The 21,238-nt window shown below is 74.9% G+C and carries 18 protein-coding genes and 1 tRNA gene; 7 read left to right on the top strand and 12 right to left on the bottom strand.

From position 1 onward, the window contains the following. Window positions 1-3: 3 nt before the first annotated feature. Window positions 4-1,029, bottom strand: a complete 1,026-nt coding sequence (selD, locus tag IEW07_RS10880) for a selenide, water dikinase SelD (RefSeq protein WP_188537096.1) — start codon at window positions 1,027-1,029, stop codon at window positions 4-6. A 36-nt stretch (window positions 1,030-1,065) separates the two neighbouring features. On the opposite strand from selD, the gene IEW07_RS10875 reads away from it, so the two are divergent. The 3 genes from IEW07_RS10875 to selB all read left to right on the top strand — a co-directional run bounded on the left by IEW07_RS10875 (window position 1,066) and on the right by selB (window position 4,311). Further along, window positions 1,066-1,160 (top strand) — tRNA-Sec (locus tag IEW07_RS10875). Between the two features lie 29 nt (window positions 1,161-1,189). Next, window positions 1,190-2,518: an L-seryl-tRNA(Sec) selenium transferase gene (selA, locus tag IEW07_RS10870; protein ID WP_188537095.1), complete on the top strand. Its 1,329-nt coding sequence runs from the start codon at window positions 1,190-1,192 to the stop codon at window positions 2,516-2,518. Continuing rightward, window positions 2,515-4,311, top strand: coding sequence for a selenocysteine-specific translation elongation factor (selB, locus tag IEW07_RS10865; RefSeq protein ID WP_188537094.1), 1,797 nt, complete (start codon window positions 2,515-2,517; stop codon window positions 4,309-4,311). The genes selA and selB overlap by 4 nt, the downstream gene beginning before the upstream one ends. A 45-nt stretch (window positions 4,312-4,356) precedes the next feature. Here the strand turns inward: selB and IEW07_RS10860 are convergent, their stop codons facing one another. Continuing rightward, window positions 4,357-4,662 (bottom strand): hypothetical protein, encoded by a 306-nt coding sequence (locus IEW07_RS10860; protein ID WP_188537093.1) that lies wholly within the window; start codon window positions 4,660-4,662, stop codon window positions 4,357-4,359. A 189-nt stretch (window positions 4,663-4,851) separates the two neighbouring features. Between IEW07_RS10860 and IEW07_RS10855 the strand changes: the two genes are divergently transcribed. Next, on the top strand, window positions 4,852-5,757 hold the full coding sequence (locus IEW07_RS10855; RefSeq protein WP_188537092.1) for a hypothetical protein: 906 nt from the start codon (window positions 4,852-4,854) through the stop codon (window positions 5,755-5,757). Between the two features lie 35 nt (window positions 5,758-5,792). On the opposite strand, the gene IEW07_RS20990 is transcribed toward IEW07_RS10855, so the two are convergent. The 5 genes from IEW07_RS20990 to IEW07_RS10830 form a co-directional block, all read right to left on the bottom strand. Next, window positions 5,793-6,401: a DUF805 domain-containing protein gene (locus IEW07_RS20990; RefSeq protein WP_229741768.1), complete on the bottom strand. Its 609-nt coding sequence runs from the start codon at window positions 6,399-6,401 to the stop codon at window positions 5,793-5,795. Window positions 6,402-6,440: 39 nt separating this feature from the next. Next, window positions 6,441-7,706 (bottom strand): NAD(P)-dependent alcohol dehydrogenase, encoded by a 1,266-nt coding sequence (locus IEW07_RS10845; RefSeq protein WP_188537091.1) that lies wholly within the window; start codon window positions 7,704-7,706, stop codon window positions 6,441-6,443. A gap of 141 nt (window positions 7,707-7,847) precedes the next feature. Continuing rightward, complete coding sequence (locus IEW07_RS10840) at window positions 7,848-9,482, bottom strand: ABC-F family ATP-binding cassette domain-containing protein (RefSeq protein ID WP_188537090.1); 1,635 nt, start codon at window positions 9,480-9,482, stop codon at window positions 7,848-7,850. A 274-nt stretch (window positions 9,483-9,756) separates the two neighbouring features. Next, window positions 9,757-11,049, bottom strand: a complete 1,293-nt coding sequence (locus IEW07_RS10835) for an MFS transporter (RefSeq protein WP_229741767.1) — start codon at window positions 11,047-11,049, stop codon at window positions 9,757-9,759. Next, window positions 11,040-12,056 (bottom strand): magnesium and cobalt transport protein CorA, encoded by a 1,017-nt coding sequence (locus IEW07_RS10830; protein ID WP_188537088.1) that lies wholly within the window; start codon window positions 12,054-12,056, stop codon window positions 11,040-11,042. Before IEW07_RS10830 ends, IEW07_RS10835 begins: the two co-directional genes overlap by 10 nt. Window positions 12,057-12,258: 202 nt before the next feature. Here IEW07_RS10830 and IEW07_RS10825 point away from each other — a divergent pair, with 202 nt between their 5' ends. Next, complete coding sequence (locus IEW07_RS10825) at window positions 12,259-13,359, top strand: ATP-binding protein (RefSeq protein ID WP_229741766.1); 1,101 nt, start codon at window positions 12,259-12,261, stop codon at window positions 13,357-13,359. A 97-nt stretch (window positions 13,360-13,456) separates the two neighbouring features. Beyond that, complete coding sequence (locus IEW07_RS10820) at window positions 13,457-14,188, top strand: DUF72 domain-containing protein (protein ID WP_188537084.1); 732 nt, start codon at window positions 13,457-13,459, stop codon at window positions 14,186-14,188. Window positions 14,189-14,218: 30 nt separating this feature from the next. Here the strand turns inward: IEW07_RS10820 and IEW07_RS10815 are convergent, their stop codons facing one another. The 5 genes from IEW07_RS10815 to IEW07_RS10795 form a co-directional block, all read right to left on the bottom strand. Further along, window positions 14,219-15,739 carry a molybdopterin-dependent oxidoreductase gene (locus IEW07_RS10815; protein WP_188537082.1) on the bottom strand — a complete coding sequence of 507 codons (1,521 nt, stop codon included), beginning with the start codon at window positions 15,737-15,739 and terminating at the stop codon, window positions 14,219-14,221. After that, window positions 15,736-16,533: a VOC family protein gene (locus IEW07_RS10810; protein WP_188537080.1), complete on the bottom strand. Its 798-nt coding sequence runs from the start codon at window positions 16,531-16,533 to the stop codon at window positions 15,736-15,738. Before IEW07_RS10810 ends, IEW07_RS10815 begins: the two co-directional genes overlap by 4 nt. 155 nt (window positions 16,534-16,688) lie before the next feature. Further along, window positions 16,689-17,567: an NAD(P)-dependent oxidoreductase gene (locus tag IEW07_RS10805; protein WP_188537078.1), complete on the bottom strand. Its 879-nt coding sequence runs from the start codon at window positions 17,565-17,567 to the stop codon at window positions 16,689-16,691. After that, on the bottom strand, window positions 17,564-18,952 hold the full coding sequence (locus IEW07_RS10800; RefSeq protein WP_188537075.1) for a four-carbon acid sugar kinase family protein: 1,389 nt from the start codon (window positions 18,950-18,952) through the stop codon (window positions 17,564-17,566). Before IEW07_RS10800 ends, IEW07_RS10805 begins: the two co-directional genes overlap by 4 nt. Before the next feature lie 31 nt (window positions 18,953-18,983). Continuing rightward, window positions 18,984-20,354: a GntT/GntP/DsdX family permease gene (locus IEW07_RS10795; protein WP_188537073.1), complete on the bottom strand. Its 1,371-nt coding sequence runs from the start codon at window positions 20,352-20,354 to the stop codon at window positions 18,984-18,986. Between the two features lie 149 nt (window positions 20,355-20,503). Here IEW07_RS10795 and IEW07_RS10790 point away from each other — a divergent pair, with 149 nt between their 5' ends. Continuing rightward, the gene (locus IEW07_RS10790) at window positions 20,504-21,214 is read left to right on the top strand and encodes a FadR/GntR family transcriptional regulator (protein WP_188537071.1); all 711 of its coding nucleotides are present in this window, start codon (window positions 20,504-20,506) and stop codon (window positions 21,212-21,214) included. Window positions 21,215-21,238 lie beyond the last annotated feature (24 nt).

Genomic DNA, 21,238 nt, shown 5'->3' with positions numbered 1-21,238 from the left:
GGCTCAGCGCACCTCGATGCCGTGGCCGGCGACGGTGTGCCCCACCACGGGATGGCCGGGCAGCTCCCCGACGACCAGCAGGCCCCCGGAGGTCTGGGCGTCGGCCAGCAGCAGCAGATCGTCTTCGGTGACCCCGGACGCGGACCGCAGGTGCGGGCGCACCCAGTCGAGGTTGCGGCGGGTGCCGCCGGAGACGAAGCCGTCCCGCAGCGCCTGCTGCGCCCCGTCGACGAGCGGCACGGCCGCCCGGTCGAGGACCGCGCCCACCCCGGAGGCACGGCACATCTTGTGCAGGTGGCCGAGCAGGCCGAAGCCCGTGACGTCCGTGGCCGCCCGGGCCCCGGCGGCCAGGGCGGCCCCGGCCGCGTCCCGGTTGAGCTCCGTCATCGTGGCGATGGCGTGGGCGAACACCTCACCGGTCTGCTTGTGCCGGTTGTTCAGCAGGCCCACGCCGATCGGCTTGGTGAGGGTCAGGGGAAGCCCCGGCTCGGCGGCGTCGTTGCGCAGCAGCCGGGCGGGGTCGGCCACGCCGGTCACCGCCATGCCGTACTTCGGCTCCGGGTCGTCGATGGAGTGGCCGCCGATCACCGGGCACTCCGCCTCGGAGGCGACCGCCAGACCGCCGCGCAGCACCTCGGTCATCAGCTCCATCGGGAGCACGTCGCGGGGCCAGCCGACGAGGTTGATCGCCATGACCGGACGCCCGCCCATGGCGTACACGTCCGAGAGCGCGTTCGCGGCGGCGATGCGGCCCCAGTCGTAGGCGTCGTCGACGACCGGCGTGAAGAAGTCCGCGGTGGACAGCACCGCGAGGTCCTCGCGCACCAGGACGGCGGCGGCGTCGTCGCCGTCGTCGAGGCCCACCAGCACGCCGGCCCCGGACTGGCCGGTGAGACCGCGGACCGCCTCCTCGAGCTCACCGGGCGGGATCTTGCAGGCGCAGCCGCCGCCGTGGGCGAAGCCGGTCAGGCGGACCGCTCCCGCCGCGCCGTCGCTGGACTGCCGGTTCTGCGTCCTGGTCTCGTTCACGGCGCCAGCCTACAGGGGGGTGCTAGGTTTGGCGGTGGAGGCGTCCGGGTCCTGGTGGGCCCCCCGGTCTTCAAAACCGGTGAGACCGAGCACCTCGGTCTGGCGGGTTCGATTCCCGTCCGCCTCCGCCAGCTTCCGCACCGCGCGACGAGGAGGACCCGTGGCCCAGGACGACCCTCGTCGTCTGATCCCGCGCACCGACCGTCTCCTGGGCCTGCCACCCGTCCACCGGGCGCGCCACCGCCTGGGCGAGCACGTCATCCTCGCGCTGGTGCGGGAGGCCCAGGAGCGGGCCAGGAGCGGTGAGCTCGCCCCCGACGAGGTCGAACCGGCGGTGCTGGCCGCCGTCGCGGCCCGTTCCGCGACGACGCTGCGCCCGGTGCTCAACGCCACCGGCGTCATCGTCCACACCAACCTGGGCCGCGCGCCGCTGTCCGCGTCCGCCGTCGAGGCGCTGGTCTCGGCCGGCGGATACGTCGACGTGGAGCTCGACCTGAGGACCGGTGCCCGCTCCCGCCGCGGCGCCGGGGCCCGGGCGGCCCTGCTCGAGGCGTGCCCCCGGGCCGAGGACGCGCTGGTGGTGAACAACGGCGCCGCCGCGCTGGTGCTGGCCACCACCGCGCTGGCCGCCGGCCGGGAGGTCGTGGTCAGCCGAGGGGAGCTCGTCGAGATCGGGGCCGGCTTCCGGCTCCCGGCGCTGATCGAGTCCACCGGCGCCCGGCTGCGCGAGGTGGGCACGACCAACCGGACCCACCTGAGGGACTACGCCGACGCCCTCGGCCCGGAGACCGGCTGCATCCTCAAGGTGCACCCGAGCAACTTCCGGGTGGAGGGATTCACCTCGGCCGTCGAGATCGGCGAGCTGCGCGCACTGGCCGAGGCGCACGGCACGCCGCTCGTGGCCGATCTCGGCAGCGGGCTGCTGGCCCCCGACCCCGCGCTGCCCACGGAGCCGGACGTCGCCTCCGCGCTGGACGGCGGCGCCGACGTCGTCATCGTCAGCGGGGACAAGCTGCTCGGCGGCCCGCAGGCCGGGGTGATGCTCGGCCGCTCGGACGTCATCGCCCGGATGGCCGGCCACCCGCTCGCCCGGGCCGTCCGCGCCGACAAGCTCGCGCTCGCCGCGCTCGAGGCGACGCTCGCCGGCGGAGACCCTCCGGTCGTCCAGGCGCTGCACGCCGACCCGGACCGGCTGCGCGGCCGCGCCGACCGGCTCGCCCGGGCCGTGGGCGCCCCGGTGGTCGCCCACGACGGCCGGGTCGGCGGTGGCGGCGCCCCCGGCGTGCCCCTGCCGGGATGGGCCGTGCGGCTGCCCGAGGCCGTGGCCCCCCTGCTCCGGACCGGCGACCCCGCCGTGCTGCCGCGGGTCCACGACCACGCCTGCCTGGTCGACCTGCGCTGCGTGCCCGAACCGGACGACGACCGCCTGCTGGCCGCGGTGCGCGCGGCGCTGGCCGGGCTCGACGGCGCCGGGACCGGGGCCGGATGACCGTGCACGTCGTCGCCACGGCCGGGCACGTCGACCACGGCAAGAGCACCCTCGTGCGGGCCCTCACCGGCATGGAGCCCGACCGGTGGGAGGAGGAGCGCCGCCGCGGGCTGACCATCGACCTCGGCTACGCCTGGACGACGCTGCCCTCCGGGCGCGAGGTGGCGTTCGTGGACGTCCCCGGGCACGAACGCTTCCTCGGCAACATGCTGGCCGGGCTCGGGCCGGCTCCGGTCGTCTGCTTCGTCGTCGCCGTCGACGAGGGATGGCAGGCGCAGTCGAGCGACCACCGCGACGCCGTCGCCGCCCTGGGCATCGAGCACGGCGTCGTGGTGCTCACCCGGGCCGACCGGGCACCGGAGCGCGCGGGCGCCGTGCTCGCCGAGGCACGCGCCCAGCTCGCCGGGACCGGCCTGCACGACGCCCCCGTGGTCACCGTCTCCGCGGTCGACGGCACCGGGCTGGCCGACCTGCGCGCCGCCCTCGACGGCGTGCTGGCCCGGATGCCCGCGCCCCCCGCGGGCCGGCTGCGGCTCTGGGTGGACCGCTCCTTCACGATCACCGGCTCCGGCACGGTGGTGACCGGCACGCTGGCGGCGGGCACGGTCGCGCAGGGCGACCGGCTTCAGCTGCTCGGCCACGACGGGCCCCGGGAGGTGCTGGTCCGCGGGCTGCAGAGCCGCAACTCGACGCACTTCTCGCTGGGCCCGGTGGCCCGGGTGGCGCTCAACCTGCGGGGCGTGTCCGCCCACGAGGTGCGCCGCGGCGACGCGCTGGTCACCCCCGGCACCTGGCCGGTCACCGGTGTCCTCGACGTCCGCCGCGCCACGGGAGCGGCGTTCACGAGCGCGCCGGAGCACGTCGTCGTCCATGCCGGCACCGCGGCGGTGCCCGCCCGGCTGAGTCCCTTCGACGACGACCACGCCCGGCTGGTCCTCGACCGGCCCCTGCCCCTCGTCCTGGGGGACCGCCTGGTGCTGCGCGACGCCGGGAGCCGGTCGGTGCTCGGCGGGGCGCAGGTCCTGGACGCCGACCCGCCGGCGCTGCGCCGGCGCGGCGACAGGGCGCGCCGCGCCGGCAGCCTCGCCGGGATGGACACCGGCGGAGACGTCCTCGTCGAGGTGGCCCGTCGCGGCGCGGTGCAGGAGCAGCACCTCCGGCGGCTCGGTCTGCTGTCCCCCGACGACGCCGGTGTCCCCGACGACGTGCGGGTGCTGGGCGGCTGGTGGGTGCACGCGCCGGTGCTCGACTCCTGGCAGCGCCGGCTGCGCGCCGCGGTGGAGGAGCTGCACGGCCGTGACCCTCTGGCGGCGGGCCTCTCCCGGGGCGCCGCTCGCGACCTGCTCGCGTTGCCGGACGCGGGGCTCGTGGACGAGGTCGTCCGCGGCGCCGGCCTCGAGCAGGACGGCGGCCACATCCACTCGCCGTCCCACCGCGCCGGCCTCGGCGCCGCCGAAGCCGCGGTCGCCGAGCTGGAACGCCGGCTCGGGATCGAGCCGTTCCGCGCCCCGGAGGCCGATGCCCTGGCCGCCCTCCGCCTGGGGGTCCGCGAACTCGCGGCGGCCGAGCGCAGTGGGCGGCTGCTGCGCCTGCGCGACGGCGTCGTGCTGCTCCCCACCGCCCCCGCCCTGGCGATGCGCGAGCTCGCCCGCCTGCCGCAGCCCTTCACCACCAGTCAGGCCCGCCAGGCCCTGGACACCACACGACGCGTCGCGATCCCGCTGCTGGAGCATCTCGACGCACGCGGCTGGACCCGGCGACTGGACGCCGGTCACCGCACGGTGGCGCGCTGAGTCCCTCCTGACGCGCCGGGCCCCTGCGGGCGGTGCCGTGTCAGCTCACGCGGCGGTCCGGAGGGCGGCGGCGCGCAGACCGGCCACCGAGGGGATGTGCTCGGCGAGCTCGGCCAGGTAGCCCAGAGCGTCCAGGCTGCTCAGCGCCCGGCGGAACTGCTCGCAGGTGAGCTGGGCCTCGGCGCTCACGGTCTCGAGGTCGGCGGCCCCACCGGTGCCGAGGTGGTCGATCAGGGCGTCGAGGACGACCACCGCGTCCACGCTCACGTGCTCGTCGTGAATGGCGTCCGCCAGCAGCCGCTCAGCGGCGTAGGTGGCGGCATTGAGCAGACGGAAGGAAGAGGTTTGCATTGTGACAAGTCTACCCGCCGCTCCAGAACGGCGCCCTGACACCGGCTGGCAGGACCCTGTGCCCGTATGCGGCTCCCAGGAGGGGCCACGGACGATCCTCTGCGGGCCCGCCCGGCCGGCTGCTCCACCCACGTGTCATCATGCCGCTCGGCTCCCCCGGCTGCGACGGCCGTGTGCGAGCATCGCCGTATGCAGTGGACGGGCGAGATCGAGCGGGGCGGATGGATCCGCGGACGACTGAGCCGGGCGTGGGGCACCGCGGGCAGCGTGGTGCCCGAAGGCTTCGCGGCCTACGCCCGCATCCTGCACCCGGTCCCGGCCTGCCGACCCGAGGCAGGACCCGGCGCCGACGGCTCTCCCGCCCCTTCTGCTTCGTCCTCCGACGGGGAGGCGGACCCCGAGGAGGCGTGGTGGACCTGGGCGCGGGTGGCGGCGGAGACCGACGGCGTGGTGCACTCGCGGGTGCAGTGGACACGGTTGGCCGGGAGCGTGGAGGAACCCCTGCGCGTGCGCGGCGGCTGGGAGCTGAGCCCCCCGGAAGAGGGGCGTCTGGAGCCCCGCCTGCTGGCCCGCCTGATGCGCCTGGCCGGCACCGCCACCACCACTCCTGAGGAGCTGACCGTCGGGGTGTGGGACGGGTGGGGATGGGGGCGCCCGGGATCCACCGCCGCCCTGGTCCGGGAGGGAGCCACGGCGCGGGAACGGCGTGCGGCCGACGCGGAGGTCCGTGCCCAGGCCGTGGCGGCGGTCGACCCGCAGGTGGCCCGGGCCCTGGCCGCAGGACCGCTCCTGGAGCTGCCGGAGCGCCGGTACGTGCTGCTGCGGGCCACGGTCGAGGAGCTGAGCGATCCGGCCTGGCCCGAGCGCGCCGGGATCGGCTGGCACCATGGGCTGGAGGGGCCGATGCCCCAGCTGGTCTGGCCCGCCGACCGTGCGTGGTGCGTGGCCTCGGAGATCGACTGGGACTCCACGCTGGTGGGCGGGTCCCACGAGCTCATCCGCGCCGTCCTGGAGGACAGCGCCCTCGAGGCCGTGCGGGTCGAGCCCTCCGACGACCTCACGTGGGACGGGGACCACCTGAACCGGCCGCCCTGACCGGCTCCCGGGAACGCGCGGAACGGCTCAGCCCGTCACCGGTCGAAGCGCGCGCCCTCCGGGTTCGAGGGCAGGAGGGTGAGCACGAGCAGGACGATGCCGCCCACGAACGGGATGAGCGCGAGCAGGTAGAACCAGCCGGAGAAGTTCGCGTCGTGCAGCCGCCGGACCGTCAGGGCCAGGACCGGCACGATGCTCGCCAGGAGGAAGCCGAACAGCACCATGGTCAGGAGCGCGCTCGTGACGTCCACGTCATAGGCCCCCGCGCTCTGGAAGAGCCCGGCCGGGATGCCCAGCACCAGGTAGGCCACGGCGAAGAACAGCTGCGCCCACCAGTACTCGGAGCGGCTGGCGCGCCCGGAGAACTGGAAGTACTTCGAGTACATGCGCTGCACGGCCTCGACGGGCCCGACGGGCTTGCCGGACTGGCGGCCGAACCGCTGGGGACCGGCGCCGTACGGGTTCTGCCCGCCGTAGCCCTGGTAGCCCCTCCCCTGGTCGAGGAACCACTGGGCCCCGTAGCCCTCCTGGCCGTAGACCTGGGAGGGGTAGCCGGGCAGCGGAGCGTACCCGGTGTCCTGGCCGTAGCCGTTCTGCTTGCCGTTGCCGGAGCGGGCGGGGTCATAGGGGTTGTCGGTGCTCATGAGCGCTCCCGGGGTAAGGAATATGCATTCGCACACATCCTATGCGGGGGCCTCTCCGCCGTCTCCTGATAGCACCCGCGCACGCCCCATCCGCGTAACCTTCGCGCCGGAACGCTCCCCACGAGCGGGTTCGCTGTCCCGGGAGACGCCGGACGGAGCGTCCCCGGACGGCCCCGCCGGGCGCCCGGCCAACTCCGGCATGCGGAGGACCGGTTTGACCACGTCCCCCGACTTGCTGTCGGCCAGGGCCTTCTCGATCTCGTCCAGGCCGTAGTACCGCACGAGCTCGTCGAACGGGAACCGGCCCTGCCGGTGGAGCTCGATCAGGGCGGGGATGAACCTCCCCGTCCGCCCGCCGCCGCCCAGCACGCCGATGACCCGCTTGCCCCACAGCGTGCGCAGGTGGTCCAGGCTGAACCGGGCCTGTGCGGGCGCGCCGCCGATGAGCACCAGGGTGCCGAGCATCCCGACGCACTCCGCCGCCTGCTCGACGACGGGGATCACCCCGGTGCACTCGAAGGCGTAGTCCGCGGTGCCCCCGGTGATCCGGCGGACCTCCTCGAGGACGTCGGCCCGGGAGGAGTTGAGGATGTGCGTGGCTCCGTAGCGGGTGGCCAGCTCGAGCCGGGAGTCGTGCAGGTCCACGGCGATGATCGTGGTCGCGGCGGTGCAGCGGGCGGCCATCACGGCGGCGAGCCCCACGGCCCCGATGCCGAAGATCACCAGGGAGGAGCCCGCCTCGGGGCGGGCCTCGTTGAGCACGGCGCCGGCGCCGGTGCCCAGCCCGCAGGCCAGCGGCCCGAGCAGCTCGAGCGGCACGTCGTCGGGGGCCTTCACGAGGGCGTCGGCGAGGACGATCGAGTGGGTGGCGAAGGAGGACTGGCCGAAGAAGTGCCCGGAGACCTCCGACCCGTCGGCACGGGTGTAGGCGGAGGTCCCGGCGCCCTCGCCCTTGAACCGGCGCCCCGAGACGAGGGCCTCGCCGGTGCGCAGGCAGTACCGGGGCTGGCCGTCGAGGCAGTTCGCGCACTCGCCGCAGGAGGGCCAGCCGATGATCACCCGGTCCCCGGGCGCCACGGCGGTCACCCCGGGGCCGACCTCCTCGACGATCCCCGAGCCCTCGTGGCCGAGGATGCCGGGCAGCGGAAGCGGCATGTCCCCCTCCCGGGTGATGGCGTCCGTGTGGCAGACCCCGCTCGCGACGATGCGGACCAGGGCCTCTCCCCGGCCCGGCTCGGCGAGTTCGACGTCCTCCAGCTCGAACGGGGCCCCGATCCCGTCGACGACAGCGGCACGGATCTTCATGGTGTTCTCCTCGCGTTCGGCGGATGAGCGGCACGGCAGCGCGGCACGGTCGGGTGACACGAATCACGCTCCGACGCTGTCCCGCAGTCTAGGGCCGGGGCCCCGCCCTGTCGCCCGCCGAGCCCCGGGACCCTCAGAGCCTCAGAGCCTCAGCTGACGCCAGCCCGCCGTGTCCCGCAGCAGCTGCCGGTCGTGCGTGGTGAGCACCACCGCGGCGGCCGTGGCCCGCAGCGCCTCGGTCAGCTCGTCCACCAGGGCGATCGAGAGGTGGTTGGTGGGCTCGTCCAGCAGCAGCACGTGCGGCCGGGCGGCCAGCACCACGGCGAGGTGGAGGCGTCGTCGCTGGCCCGCCGAGAGCTCCGCCACCGGACGGCCGAGGTCCCCTGCGCGGAGCAGGCCCAGGTCCGGGAGCGGCACGACCTCCTCCTCCGCCAGCCGTCCCGCCAGGACGAGCCGGACCAGGGCCTGCTCGTACACCTCCTGCGCGCGGCGCCGGCCGGACACGGCCTCCTCCTGCGCCAGGTGGCCGATCCGCACGCCCGGGGCGGCCCTGCGCTCCCCCGCGTCGGGGGCCAGCCCACCGGCCAGGACCTGGAGCAGGGTGGACTTTCCCGCCCCGTTGGGGCCCCGGACCACCAGCCGGTCCCCGGAGGACAGGGCCGCGTCCACCGGGGTGGGCAGGCGCCCCGCCACCGTCACGGCCTCCGCCGCCACGAGGACCGTGCCGGGCAGGGCCGGGAGCTGGGGCACGGACAGCACCAGCGGCGGCTCCGGGACGTCCACGCGGTGCCGGTCCAGGTCCTCCTGCCGGCGGTGCACCGACCGGACGAGCCCCGGGGCGCGGGTGGCGCGGGTGTGCTTGCCCGTGCCCTTCTCCGGGCGCCACCCGTCCACCAGCCGGGACCGGGCACGCTGCAGGTCACCGGCGAGGCGCTCGTGCTCGGTCTGCTGCTCCTTGTGGTCGTGGATCCACCGGGAGCGCTCGGCGGTCCGGCCGGCGCGCCAGCCGGCCACCCCGCCCCCGTACCAGCGCGGGCGCCCGTCGCGGCTGGGGTCCAGGTCCAGGACGGTGTCGACGACCTGGCCCAGCAGCCGGCGGTCGTGGCTGACCAGGACCACCCCGCCGCGGAACTCCCGCAGCGCCGCGCCCAGGTGCGCCAGGCCCGCGGCGTCGAGGTGGTTGGTGGGCTCGTCGAGCAGGAGGATGTCGTGGACCGTGCCCAGCAGGCAGGCGAGGCGCACGCGGTAGCGCTGGCCCACGGAGAGGGTGGCGAGCACCCGGGAGCGGTCGGTCACGGCGTGCAGGGCGCCCATCGCCAGCTCGACCCGGCGGTCGGCGTCCCAGGCGTCGAGCGCCTGGGCGACCGTCAGCGCCTGCGCGTACTTCTCCGCGGCGCCCGGCTCCCCGGCGGTGACGGCGCGGGCGGCGGCCTCGACCTGCGCGATGGCCGTGTGCTCCGCGGCGAGCTCGAGGTCCAGGAGGTCGCCCACGGTGCCCTCGGGGGGCACGGGCAGCTCCTGGTCGACCACCGCGAGCGTCCCGGTGCGGCGGACCGTGCCGGAGTCCGGGAGGAGGGCGCCGGAGAGCACCTCCAGCAGCGAGGTCTTGCCGCGGCCGTTCTCCCCCACCACGCCCAGGCGGGTGGTGGCGGTGACGGCGAGGTCGAGGCCGTCCAGGACGGTGCGGGAGCCGCGGACCAGGCGGATCCCGCCGGCCGTCAGCTGGGCGTGCTCGCCGGCGGGCACGGCGGGGTGGTGGACGGGAACGCTGGACATGCTTCCTCCGGGGTGCGGAGCGGCGCGCGGCCCGATGGGCCGGGGCTCCTGACGAGGGGTGACGGGTGGACAGGACCAGGGCCCGCCGCGGCGGACGCCGCGCGGCGGGATCGGGAACCCGTCAGAGGAAGAAGTAGGGGCGCATGGTGGATCCAGGATAGTCCCGGCGGCCGCCGGAGTCACCGGTCCTCCCGCAGCGGGCGCGGCAGGACCGGGTTCCGGGTGGACCCGGTGGGTCCTCGGGAACGGCTGACCCCGCCCGGCCCGCGCCGGGTCAGGGGGCGCGGCGCTCCCGCAGGACGCCGGCCGTCAGCGCCGCGACGAGCGCGAAGACCGGGACCACGACCAGCGCGAGGCGCAGCCCGGCCGCGTCCGAGAGCGCGCCGACCGCCGGTGACAGGCCGAGGAAGCTGATCCGCATCATCCAGCTCACCAGGGCCAGGCCGGTGCCGGGCTTGAGGCCGGGCAGGTCGTCGGCGGCGTGGAAGGCGGCGGGCACGAGGGTCGCGCAGCCGAAGCCCGCGAGCGCGAAGCCCGCCACCGCCGCCGTGGGGCCCGGGGCCAGCACCACGAGGAGCATGCCGGCCGCGCTCAGCGCCGCACCGGCGCGGGCCACCGCGGCGCGGCCCCAGCGGTCGGTCATGGGGTCCCCGAGCATGCGGCCCACGAACTGCGCCGCCATCATGGCCACGAGCCCCATCCCCGCCGCCGCCAGGGGCGTGCCGAGCACCGAGGCCAGGTACACGGCCGACCAGTTCGCGCCCACGTCCTCGACCATCACCCCGGCCATGGCGATCGCGGCCACGGGGAGCACGCCGACGACGACGACGCGCCAGGTCCCGCCGCGGCCGGTCCCGTCCCGCACCGGTTCAGGGGCGCGCCGGGAGTCGCCGGGGGCGGCGTCCGGCGTCGTCGTGCCGGCCGCCCCGTCCACGGTGCGCAGGGCGGCGCCCTCCTCGCGGGTCAGGGCCGAGCGCAGCGCGAGGAGGGCCACCGCGCTCCAGACGACCCCGCTGCCGAGGAGGTGCCAGGCGAGGGGGACGCCGAGCGCGAGCGCGGCGGCGCCCATGAGCCCGCCGGCCACGGCGCCCAGGCTCCACAGGGCGTGCAGGGAGTTGATGATCGAGCGGCCGCGGGCGCGCTGGACCTCCATGCCCTGGGCGTTCTGGGCGGTGTCGACGTGGGCGTCGAGCATCCCGCCCAGGAACATCCCGGCGAGGAAGAGGCCGACGCCGACCCCCGTCCCCGCTCCCCAGCCGGCACCGATCCCGGCGAGGGCCAGGCCCGCGGAGAGCAGGACGGTGCCGAGCCCCGCCACGCGGGCGGAGCCGAAGCGGCGGATGACCTTGGCGGGGAGCGCGCCGACGAGGATCGCCCCGAGCGGGAAGGCGACCACCGCCAGGCCGTAGAGGGTGTTGGAGAGCCCGAACGCCTCCTTGACCTCGGGCAGGCGCGGCAGCAGGTTGGCGTAGACGGCCCCGTTGGTGAGGAAGAACGCCGAGACGGCGACGCGGGCGCGGCGGACCCGGGCGGGGGCGAGCGCGGTCCCTGCGGTGCTCAGAGCCACTTCTTCCACTTGAACACCCCGTAGAGCCCCACGCCCATGGCCAGCATGAGCAGCATCGCGAACGGGTAGCCCAGCGGCCAGGCGAGCTCGGGCATGTGCTCGAAGTTCATCCCGTACACCGTGCCCACCAGGGTGGGGGCGAAGAGGATGGCGGCCCAGGAGGAGATCCGCTTGACCTCCTCGCTCTGGGCGAGGGCGGACTCGGTGAGCCGCTGCATCTCGTCGTTCTGCCGCTGCCCCACCAGGGTCGCGTGCACGGTGAGGGCGTTCTGCAGGAGGGTGCGGAAGGAGTCGGCGCGCTCGGCCGCGCGGATGGCGTGGTCCTGCACGTCCCGCAGCCGGGTCTGCAGCTCCCCGTCCAGCTCGTACTTCTCGGAGCCGCGCTGCAGGGCATCGAGCATCCCCACGAGCGGCTGGACGGCGCGCTGGAACTCGATCACCTCGCGCGAGAGCTCGTAGATCCGCCGGGAGACGTCCCGGTCGGCCGCGAAGATCTCGTCCTCGATCTCGTCGATGTCGTTCTCCAGGCCCGCCAGGACGGGGAGGTAGCGGTCCACCACCTCGTCGAGGATCCCGTACAGCACCGCCTGCGGGCCCATCCGCAGCAGCCCCGGCGAGGCCTCCAGCCGGTGCCGCACGGCGGCCAGGTCGGGCGCCTCGGCGTGCCGGACGGTGACCACGAAGTCCGGTCCCACGAAGACGTGCAGCTCCCCGAACTCGACCTTCTCGACGTCGTCCAGGTACCGGGCCGGGCGGAGCACCACGAACAGGGTCTGGCCGAAGCGCTCGAGCTTGGCGCGCTGGTGGCCCTTGAGGGCGTCCTCCACCGCGAGCTGGTGCAGGGAGAACTCCTCCGCCACGGACTGCACCACGGCGGGCTCCGGACGGTAGAGGCCGATCCAGGCCATCCCCCCGTGGTCGCGCATGACCTCGTAGGTCTCCTCGAGGTTCGTGGGGCTCGACGCCCGCACGCCGTCCACGTACACCGCGTTGTCCACCAGGGTCACCGCACACCGCCTCTCGTGCTGTTCGTGCTGCTCGGGTCCGCCCTCCATCATGGCAGGACGGCCACGCAGGGGTCGGCGCCGGACCGGCCGCCGAGCAGCTCCAGGCGGCGTCAGGCGGGGCTGGAGCCGGAGGCGACCACTAATGTTTGCGGTGACGGATTCACAAGATTCACAAGATTCACCGACGTTCACAGGAGGGTCCGTGAACAATCCCTTCCGGCCCACGGCAGGTGCCACTCCCCCGGAGATCATCGGCCGGGAGGGTCTACTGGACGAGTTCGCCTACGGTTTGCGCATCCGATCAGGGGCACCCGGGCTGCTGACCATCTTCACGGGCGCCCGAGGCGTGGGCAAGACCGTCATGCTGGGGGCCGCCGAGGACCTGGCCCGCACGCAAGGCTGGGCGGTGGTGGCCGAGACCGCGACCCCAGGGTTCATCGGCCGCATCGGCAATGCCATGCGCCAGCTGGCCGACGAGCTCGGCCCAGGGCCCGGCGGCCGGCGGGTCACCGCCGTCACCGCGGCGGGCTTCGGCATCACCACCCAGCTGCCACCGGCGCAGCAGCTGGAGTGGCGCGAGGAGGGCGTGCGGCTGCTGAGGCTGCTGGACCAGCAGAGAACAGGACTGGTCATCACCGTGGACGAGATCCACGCCGCGGACAGGCAGGAGATCGCTCAGCTGGCAGCGGACGTGCAGCACTTCATCCGGGAGGGCCTGCCCATCGGACTGGTGTTCGCCGGCTTGCCGGCGGCCGTGTCGGACCTGCTCAACGAGGGCGTGGCCACGTTCCTGCGCCGTGCGGACCGGATCGACCTTCACGCGGCCTCCGTCGAGGCGGTCCAGCAGTCCTATCGGGACACCTTCGATCAGGGCGGTTTCACCCTGGAGCCGCAGCTGGCTCGCCGGGCCGCAGAGGCCACCGGCGGCTACCCCTTCCTGATCCAGCTGGTGGGGTACTTCCTCTGGCAGGAGGCCGAGAAGATCTCCCCCGTTCTCACGGAAGGGATGGTCGATGAGGCCGCCGCGGCCGCCCGCCGTCGGAACGGACGCATGGTCATCGAGGCGGCGCTCTCCACGGCTTCCCGGCGCGATCTCGATTTCCTCGAAGCCATGGCCGAGGACGAAGGACCGTCCACCACCGGGGACATCGGAGCCCGGATCCGGGCCAGGCCGAACACCGTCGGCAACTACAGGATCCGGCTCATCGACGCCGGTCTGATCGAGCCGGCCGGATACGGACTGGTGCGCTTCGCCATCCCAGGGCTTCGTGAGCACCTGCTCCAGGGCCGCGATCAGACCTGAGGGCGGACCGGGGTGCCGCACGCGGCCCCAGGCCGGGGAACGGGTGTCGCCGCGGGGCGGCTCCGGGCCGGGACCCCGCAGCGTCTAGCCTGGGCCCATGGGCTGGCACATCGGCACCTCCGGGTGGAGCTACGACCACTGGGAGCACGTCCTCTATCCCCAGGGCACCCCGCCGGCCAGGCGCCTGGAGATCTACACCCGCACCTTCTCCACCGTCGAGCTCAACGCCAGCTTCTACCGCTGGCCGAAGAACTCCACCTTCGCCGGCTGGAACAGGCGCCTGCCGGAGGGCTTCCTGATGTCCGTGAAGGCCCCCCGGGGGCTCACGCACGCGAAGAAGCTCTACGCCCCGGAGCTGTGGACCGAACGGATCACGGCGTCGTGGCACGAGCTCAACGGCCAGCGGGGAGTGCTCCTGGTCCAGCTCGCGCCCGCCCACGCGCGCGACGACGCGCGGCTGGACTGGTTCCTGGCGGGCCTGCCCGACTGGATCCAGGTCGCCGTGGAGTTCCGCCACGACAGCTGGGCGCACCCGGAGGTGTTCGAGCTGCTGCGCCGCCACGGCGCGGCGTACTGCATCATGAGCGGGGCCGGGCTGCCCTGCGTCCTCGAGGCGACGGCCCCCTTCGTCTACGTCCGCTTCCACGGCCCCGACGCCCACCACCTCTACGCGGGCTCCTACCCGGACGCCGACATGGCCTGGTGGGCGGACCGGATCCGGGAGTGGGACGCCGCCGGCCGGGAGGTGTACGCGTACTTCAACAACGACGGCGACGGCAACGCCGTGCGCAACGCCCTGACCCTGCGCCGCTTCCTCGAGGACGGCTGAGCCCCGGCCGGCCCCTGCCGGCCGCGCCGGTCAGCGCACCGTGAACGTCCGCTCGTGCAGGCCCGTGGCGCCGTCGGGGGCGGGCGGGGCCTCCTCCTCGGTCTGGACGGCCCCGCCCTTGTCGACCGCGCGCACGCGCGCCGTGTGCTCCCCGGCCTGGAGGTCGGGGCGGCGCAGCACCCACTGCCGCCAGGTGTCGTCCGAGCTGACCGCGCCCAGCTCCGCGTCCTGCCAGTCGCCGCCGTCGACGCTGACCTGCACCGCGGCGATCCCCACGGGCTGCGCCCACGCGGTGCCGGCGAGCACCGTCCCCCCGCCGTCGACAGTGGCCCGGGCCCTCGGGACCTCGATCCGGGAGGACATCTTGATCGGCCCGCGCGCCGACCAGCCGCGCGGGGTCCAGTACCCCTCGTCGAGGTCGAAGCGGGTGACCTCCAGGTCCACCACCCACTTGGTCGCGGACACGTACCCGTAGAGCCCCGGCACGACCATCCGCACGGGGTAGCCGTGCTCGAACGGCAGCGGCTCCCCGTTCATGGTCACGGCGAGCAGGGAGTCCCGCCCGGGGTCGGTCAGCGCCTCCAGCGGGGTGCCCGCGGTGAACCCGTCCTCGGAGGTCGACAGCACCATGTCGGCGTCGGCGTGCGGCCCGGCCTCGGCCAGCAGCTCCCGGACGGGCACGCCGGTCCACACCGCGTTGCCCACCAGGTCCCCGCCCACGGTGTTGGACACGCACGCCAGGGTCACCGCCCGCTCCAGCAGCGGCCGCGCCGTCAGGTCCTCGAAGCCCAGGCTCAGCTCCCGGTCCACCATCCCGTGGATCCGCAGCCGCCAGTCCGCGACGTCGATCCGCGGCACGGCGAGCGCGGTGTCGATGCGGTAGAAGTCCTCGGCGGGGGTCAGCCACGGCTCCACGCCCGCCACGCCCACGTCCGTGCCCGGCGGGATCGTCTCCCGCACCGCAGGGGCGGGGATCCGCAGCAGCTCGCGGGCGGCCGGGATCCGCGCCGCCGCGGAGCCCGCCCAGCGCCCCGCCGTCCCGGCGGCCGCGCCGAGCACGGCGACGGCCGCGGACAGCCGCACGAACCCCCGCCGGTCGAGCCCCCCGGGGCCGCTCTGCGGGGCGGCCCTGCGGGTGAGCACCCTCAGGAACAGCGCGCCCGCGGCGGTGCCGACGACGACGGGGACCGCGTCCGCCGGGGAGGACCCCGCCCGCGTGAACACCGCCAGCAGCCCGAGGAGCCCCAGCACGCCGAGCAGCACCGTGCCCATGGGCCGGTTTCCCCGCTGGGCCGCGCCGATGCCGGCGCCGGCCGCCATGAGGCCCAGGGCCATGACGAGCAGGAGCACGAGCTTGTCCGCGGTGCCGAACAGGGCGATCGCCGCGTCCTTGACCGGCGCGGGGACCGCATCCACGATCACCCCGCCCACGGCGGTGAGGGGCGCGCCGACGGGACCGGTGACCCAGGCCAGCAGCTCGGCCAGGCCCACGGCGAGCGCCGTGGCGGCCACCCCGGCGAGCCACCAGGGGTCCCGGGCGGGCGTGGTCACATCGCGCCGCCGGGGGTCATGAGCGCGAAGGCCTCGCGGTCCGGGCCCGCCACCAGGGCGAGCCGGCCGTACTGGAAGTCGAAGGGGTGCTCCATGACGGAGCCGCCGGCGTCGAGCACCCGGCGCACGGCGTCGTCGACGTCCACGATCTGGAAGCAGACCGACCAGACCGCCACGGCGTTCTCCTCCCCCGGGTCCGTGCCGCCGATGCCGCCGCCGGGCCGGTCCCCGCCGGGGACGGTGAACAGCGCGTAGGGCACGCCGCCCTCCCCGCCGCCCTCCCCGATGTCCTGGTAGGTGTAGCCGAACACCTCGGCGTAGAAGCGGCGGGCTGTCTCCCGGTCGGGGGTCGTGAGGTCGCACCAGGTCACGGCCCCCGGCTCGTCGACCACGCGGAACCCGGTGTGCTCGCCCGCCTGCCACATGCCGAAGATCGCCCCGGTCGGGTCGGCCCACATGCCCATGGAGCCGAACGGGCCCACCTTCACGGGCGGGAGCAGCAGCTTCGCGCCGGCCGCGATCGCGTTGTCGGCGTCGGCCTCGATGTCGTCGGTGGCGAGGTACACGGACCAGACGTTCGGGTGCCCGGTCATGTCCTCGGGGGTCGGGGAGAGGCCCGCGACGGGCTGCCCGTCGACGAGTGCGTTGCAGTAGCCGCCGAAGTCGGGCAGCGGCTCGGTGAACGACCAGCCGAGCACCTCCCGGTAGAAGGCCTGGGTCCGGCCCAGGTCCGTGACCATGAGGTCCGCCCAGCAGGGCGTTCCGGCGGGCCAGGGTTCGTTGCGCTCGGCCATGGCGAGCTCCTTTCCGACACGGTCAGGGTACGCCCGGGCTGTGCGATGGAACAGCATCGGAGCAGCAGCGGCCCGGATGCGTCCTCCCGCCGCTCCGGCGCCGCGGCAGCGGGCCGCCCCGGGACCCGGGGCGGTCCGCTGCCGCGCGCGGCGGGTCAGCGGGAGCGCAGGATGTCGAACACCGAGGAGTCGTCGTGCCGGCCGTGGCCCTCGCGGCGGCCCCGCACGTAGAGCTGCTCGGCCGCGGAGGCCAGGGGCACCGGCTGGGCGACCGCACGGGCGGCGTCCGTGACCAGGCCCATGTCCTTCACGAAGATGTCGAGGGCGGAGCGCACCTCCGCCTCCTCGCCCTGGAGCATCCGCGGCCCGCGGTCCTCGAACATGAAGGACGTCGCCGCCCCCGTGGAGAGCACCTCGAGGCACTGCGCCGGGTCGAGGCCCATGGAGTCCGCGAGGGCCAGGGCCTCCCCCGCCACGGCGATGTGCACGCCGCAGAGCAGCTGGTTGACCACCTTGAAGCGCTGGCCGTCGCCCACCCGGGCGCCCACGGCCGGCGCGTTCGCGGCCATGGCGTCGAGCAGCGGGCGCACCGCGGCGACGTCCGCCTCCGCCCCGGAGACCATCACGAGCAGGTCCCCCGTGGCGGCGCGGGCCGTGCCCCCGGAGACGGGCGCGTCGACGATCCGGACCGCGCGCCCCTCCAGCCGTGCGGCGCAGGCCTCGACGGCCTGCGGGCCGACGGTGGACATCACGAGCAGCAGGGTCCCGGGGCCCAGGGCGTCGGCGATCCCGCGCTCCCCGAACAGGACGTCCTCCAGCTGGGCGCCGGTGGCGACCATGACCACGACGGCGTCGGCGCCCTCGGCGGCGGCCCGGGGGTCGGCCAGGACCTCCACGGCGTCCCCCACCTGCTCCTGGGCGCGCGGGGAGACGTCGAAGCCCCGGACGGGGAAGCCGGCGCGGGAGAGCGTGACGGCCATGGGGGCGCCCATGGCGCCGAGACCGATCCAGCCGACGGACAGGGGTGTGCTCATGAGAGGTTCTCCTTCGGGGTGGCCGCCGCGGCGGCGCGGGCGGTGGCGGTGGCGAGGACGTCGACGACGTCGGCCAGGGCGGACTCGCCGCCCACGTTGCCGGGGAAGACCACGTAGGGCCCGCCCCGGGTGTCCTCCGGGGCGTCGACGGGTTCGAAGAGCGAGATCTGGCCGGGGAAGAACTGGCCGACCACCGTGGCCCGGCGGATGCCCAGGGCGCGGTGGGCGATCTCGTGGGAGGTGATGCCGCCCTTGGCCACGACCCAGGCCGGGCGGGCCTGCGCCACGCGGCGGACGACCTCGACGACCGCGTCGGAGACCGCGCGGGCGATGGCCAGCGACTCGTCGGGGTCCTCGGTGCGCACGAGGTCCCGGCTCGTCCAGAGCACGACGTCGGTGCTCGCCAGCGCCTCGACGATGTCCGTGACGGCGTGGTCCACGTGGGCGTCGCGGGCCTCGTCGTCGAGCAGGGCGGGGACGCGCAGCTCGAACTCGTGCAGCCGCCGCCGGGCGCGCAGCTCGGTGAGCTGGCGGTTGGTCAGTCCCACGTGGGAGCCCACGGCCACGAGCCCGTGGGGCAGGCGGCCGGGCCCGACGGGGATGTCCTCGGGGCCCAGGGGCTCGGTGGCCGCGAGCCCCGCCAGCGAGCGCACGAAGGAGGGGCCGCACCGGGTGACGAAGGTCCGGCCCTCGGCCTCGAGGAGGGCGAGGGCGTCGGCGACCGTGTCGAGGTCCGCGTAGTCGGTGGCGTTGACGACGATCCAGGCGCGGCCCCGGGCCCGGCGCAGGATCCCGGCGACCGCGGCCACGCCGCCGGAGCGGATGTCCTCCAGACCGATCGACAGGATCGCCGACCGGTCGAGCGTCCCGCCGGAGCGCTCCACGAGGAAGTCCTTGAGGTCGGAGGAGGCGTAGCCGAAGGTCGCGTCCGCCGCGAAGTCGGTCTCCCCCACCGGCATCGGCCTCCCCTGGAGGACGGCGTAGTGCACGTCGCCCTCCGTGTAGCGGCCGGCCTCGATCATGGCCGGGGCGAAGAGGAACCCGTCGACCGCCACGCCCTGCTCCGCCAGGGCGTCCGCCAGGGCCGCGGGCTCGGCGAGGACGTGGCCGCGCAGCGTGGAGTCGCTGCGGGAGACGAGGTGGGGCAGGGCCCGTCCCTCGGCGGTGAGGGCGCCCAGCACCGCGGTGACGAGGTCCGTGTTCAGGGCCACGGCCTCCGCCTCGGGGCGGGAGCGGCTGTTGGTCAGGACGAAGCAGGTGCGGCCGGGCTCGCGGACGACCTCGAGCACGGGCCCGGGGTCGACCTCGAGGACGACGTCGACGTCGTGCACGCACTGCGACCCGGTCGGGTCGTCGTCGAGCACGAGGAGGGTGCGGGTGGACATGCGCTGGGGTCCTTTCGAGGACGGGGACGGCTCAGGACAGCCCGGAGAGGGCGAACCACAGGACGGAGACGACCACGAAGCCGACGACGGACGTCGCGGTGCACAGCACGGTGTAGGTGCGCAGCGCGACCCCGGTCGGGACCCGGAAGTAGCGGCTCCAGACCCAGAACAGGGAGTCGTTGACGTGGCTCAGGGCCATGGAGCCCACGCCGATGGACAGGGCCAGGAGCGCCAGCTGGACGGGTGCCAGCCCCTGGGCCGCGGCCAGCGGCGCCATCAGCGGCGCCGTGGTCAGGATGGCCACGGTCGCCGAGCCCTGGGCCGCGCGGATCAGCGCGGCCATGATGTAGGCCAGCAGGATGATCGGCAGCCCGGTGCCGCCGAGGACCTCCGCGACGGCCTCGGAGACGCCGGTCTCCCGGAGCACGTAGCCGAACATGCCGCCCGCGCCGGTGATGAGGATGACGGCGGCCACCGGGGGCAGCGCGGAGTTGATGACGTGCTCGGTCTCCTCCCGGCCCCAGCCGCGGCGGTAGCCCAGCAGGATCGAGGCGGTGACCACGCCGATGAGCAGCGCCATCGGGGACGCCCCGACCATGGAGAGCACGGTGCGGACCGCGTCCCCCTCCGGCAGCACCAGCGAGCTGGTGGTCTGCAGCATGATCAGCACCAGCGGCAGGGCGATCATGGAGAGCACCAGCCCGGTGCTGGGCGCCTTGGTCTGGACCACCCCGGTGTGGCCGGTGCCGCCGACGCTCTGCAGGACGTCGTCCTGGGTGACGTCCACGTGGGCGGTGCGGGACAGGCGCATGGCCAGCCAGTGGCCGAACAGCCACATGGGGATCGCGGGGATGAAGGAGAGCAGCAGGACCAGGCCGATGTCGGCGCCGAGCAGCTCGGAGCCGCCCACGATGCCGGGGTGCGGCGGGACGATGACGTGCACGGTCAGCATCGCGATGACGATCGGCAGGGCGTAGGCGAGCATGTTCCCGCCCAGCCGGCGCGCGACGCCGAAGACGATCGGGATCAGCACGATCAGCCCGACGTCCACGAACACCGGGATGCCGAAGATGAAGCCGGTGGCGCCGAGCGCGAAGGGCGCCCGCTTCTCGCCGAACTTCTCGAGCAGCCAGCGGGCCAGGACGTCGGCGCCGCCGGAGACCTCGATGATCCGGCCCAGCATGGCGCCGAGGGTCACGATCAGCGCGACGCTGCCCAGCGTGTTGCCCATGCCGGTGGTCAGGGTCGGGACGACCTCGGCGAGCGGGATGCCGCCGGCGAGGGCGAGGGCGGCCGCGGCGATCATCAGGGCGAGAAAGGGGTGCACCTTCCCCTTGATGATCAGGCCCAGGATGACCGCGACGGCGGCGAGTCCCAGGAGGACGAGTGTGGTGGTGGTCATGGGATCCTCGTTGATCTCCGAGGCCTCGGCCCCGTAGTTGTCAGATATCAGATATCATGTGTGACGCAGGACACGTCGTCAAGGAGGGGCCGTCGCCGGGCGGCCTAGACTGGCACGGTCACCCAGCGAGACCAGGACGGGCACCCACGATGAGCACGCGGCGAGCCGACGACGCCGCCAGGAACCTGCTGGCGTCGATCACGGACGGAGAGTTCCCCCCACGCGCCGAGCTGCCGCCCGAGCAGCAGCTGGCCGAGCGCTTCGGGGTCTCCCGGCTGACCGTGCGCGAGGGCATCCGCGCCCTCGCCGGCCACGGCGTGCTGACGGTGCGCCACGGCAAGCGCAGCGTGGTGAACCCGGTCGAGGAGTGGTCCCCCCTGGACGCCGAGGTGCTGCGCGCCCGGGGCCGGCTCAGCGGCAACGCGCTCGAGCTGCCCACCCAGCTCGTGGAGGCGCGGCGGGCCATCGAGGTGGAGGTCGCCCGGCTCGCCGCGACCCGGGCCACGGACGAGGACCTCTCGGCGCTCGCCGGGACGCTCACCGCCATGGAGGAGTCCCTGGCGGACCCCGGCCCCCGCTTCGCCGAGGCCGACCTCGCCTTCCACGCCGGCGTGGTGGCCGCCGCCCGCAACGTCTACCTCGCGGCGGCGTACCGACCCCTGGAGCAGGTGCTCCACGTCGTGCGGCTGGAGACCTCCCGCGACCCGCAGATCCGGGAGCACGCCCTGCACTGGCACCGCCGGATCCTCGAGGCGCTGCGCGCCCACGACCCCGACCGCGCCGCGGAGCAGATGCTCCTGCACATGCACCAGACCCTGGAGGACATCGCCGAGCGCGTCGGCGGGGCGGCCTTCCGCTGAGGCCACCTCCGCCGGGACCCTGTG

Origin of the sequence: Kocuria dechangensis (assembly GCF_014636775.1) — a bacterium.
Classification (GTDB): Bacteria; Actinomycetota; Actinomycetes; order Actinomycetales; family Micrococcaceae; genus Kocuria; species Kocuria dechangensis.
The sequence above is the reverse complement of the archived record's forward strand: the minus strand, read 5'-3'. Positions and strand labels throughout refer to the sequence as shown.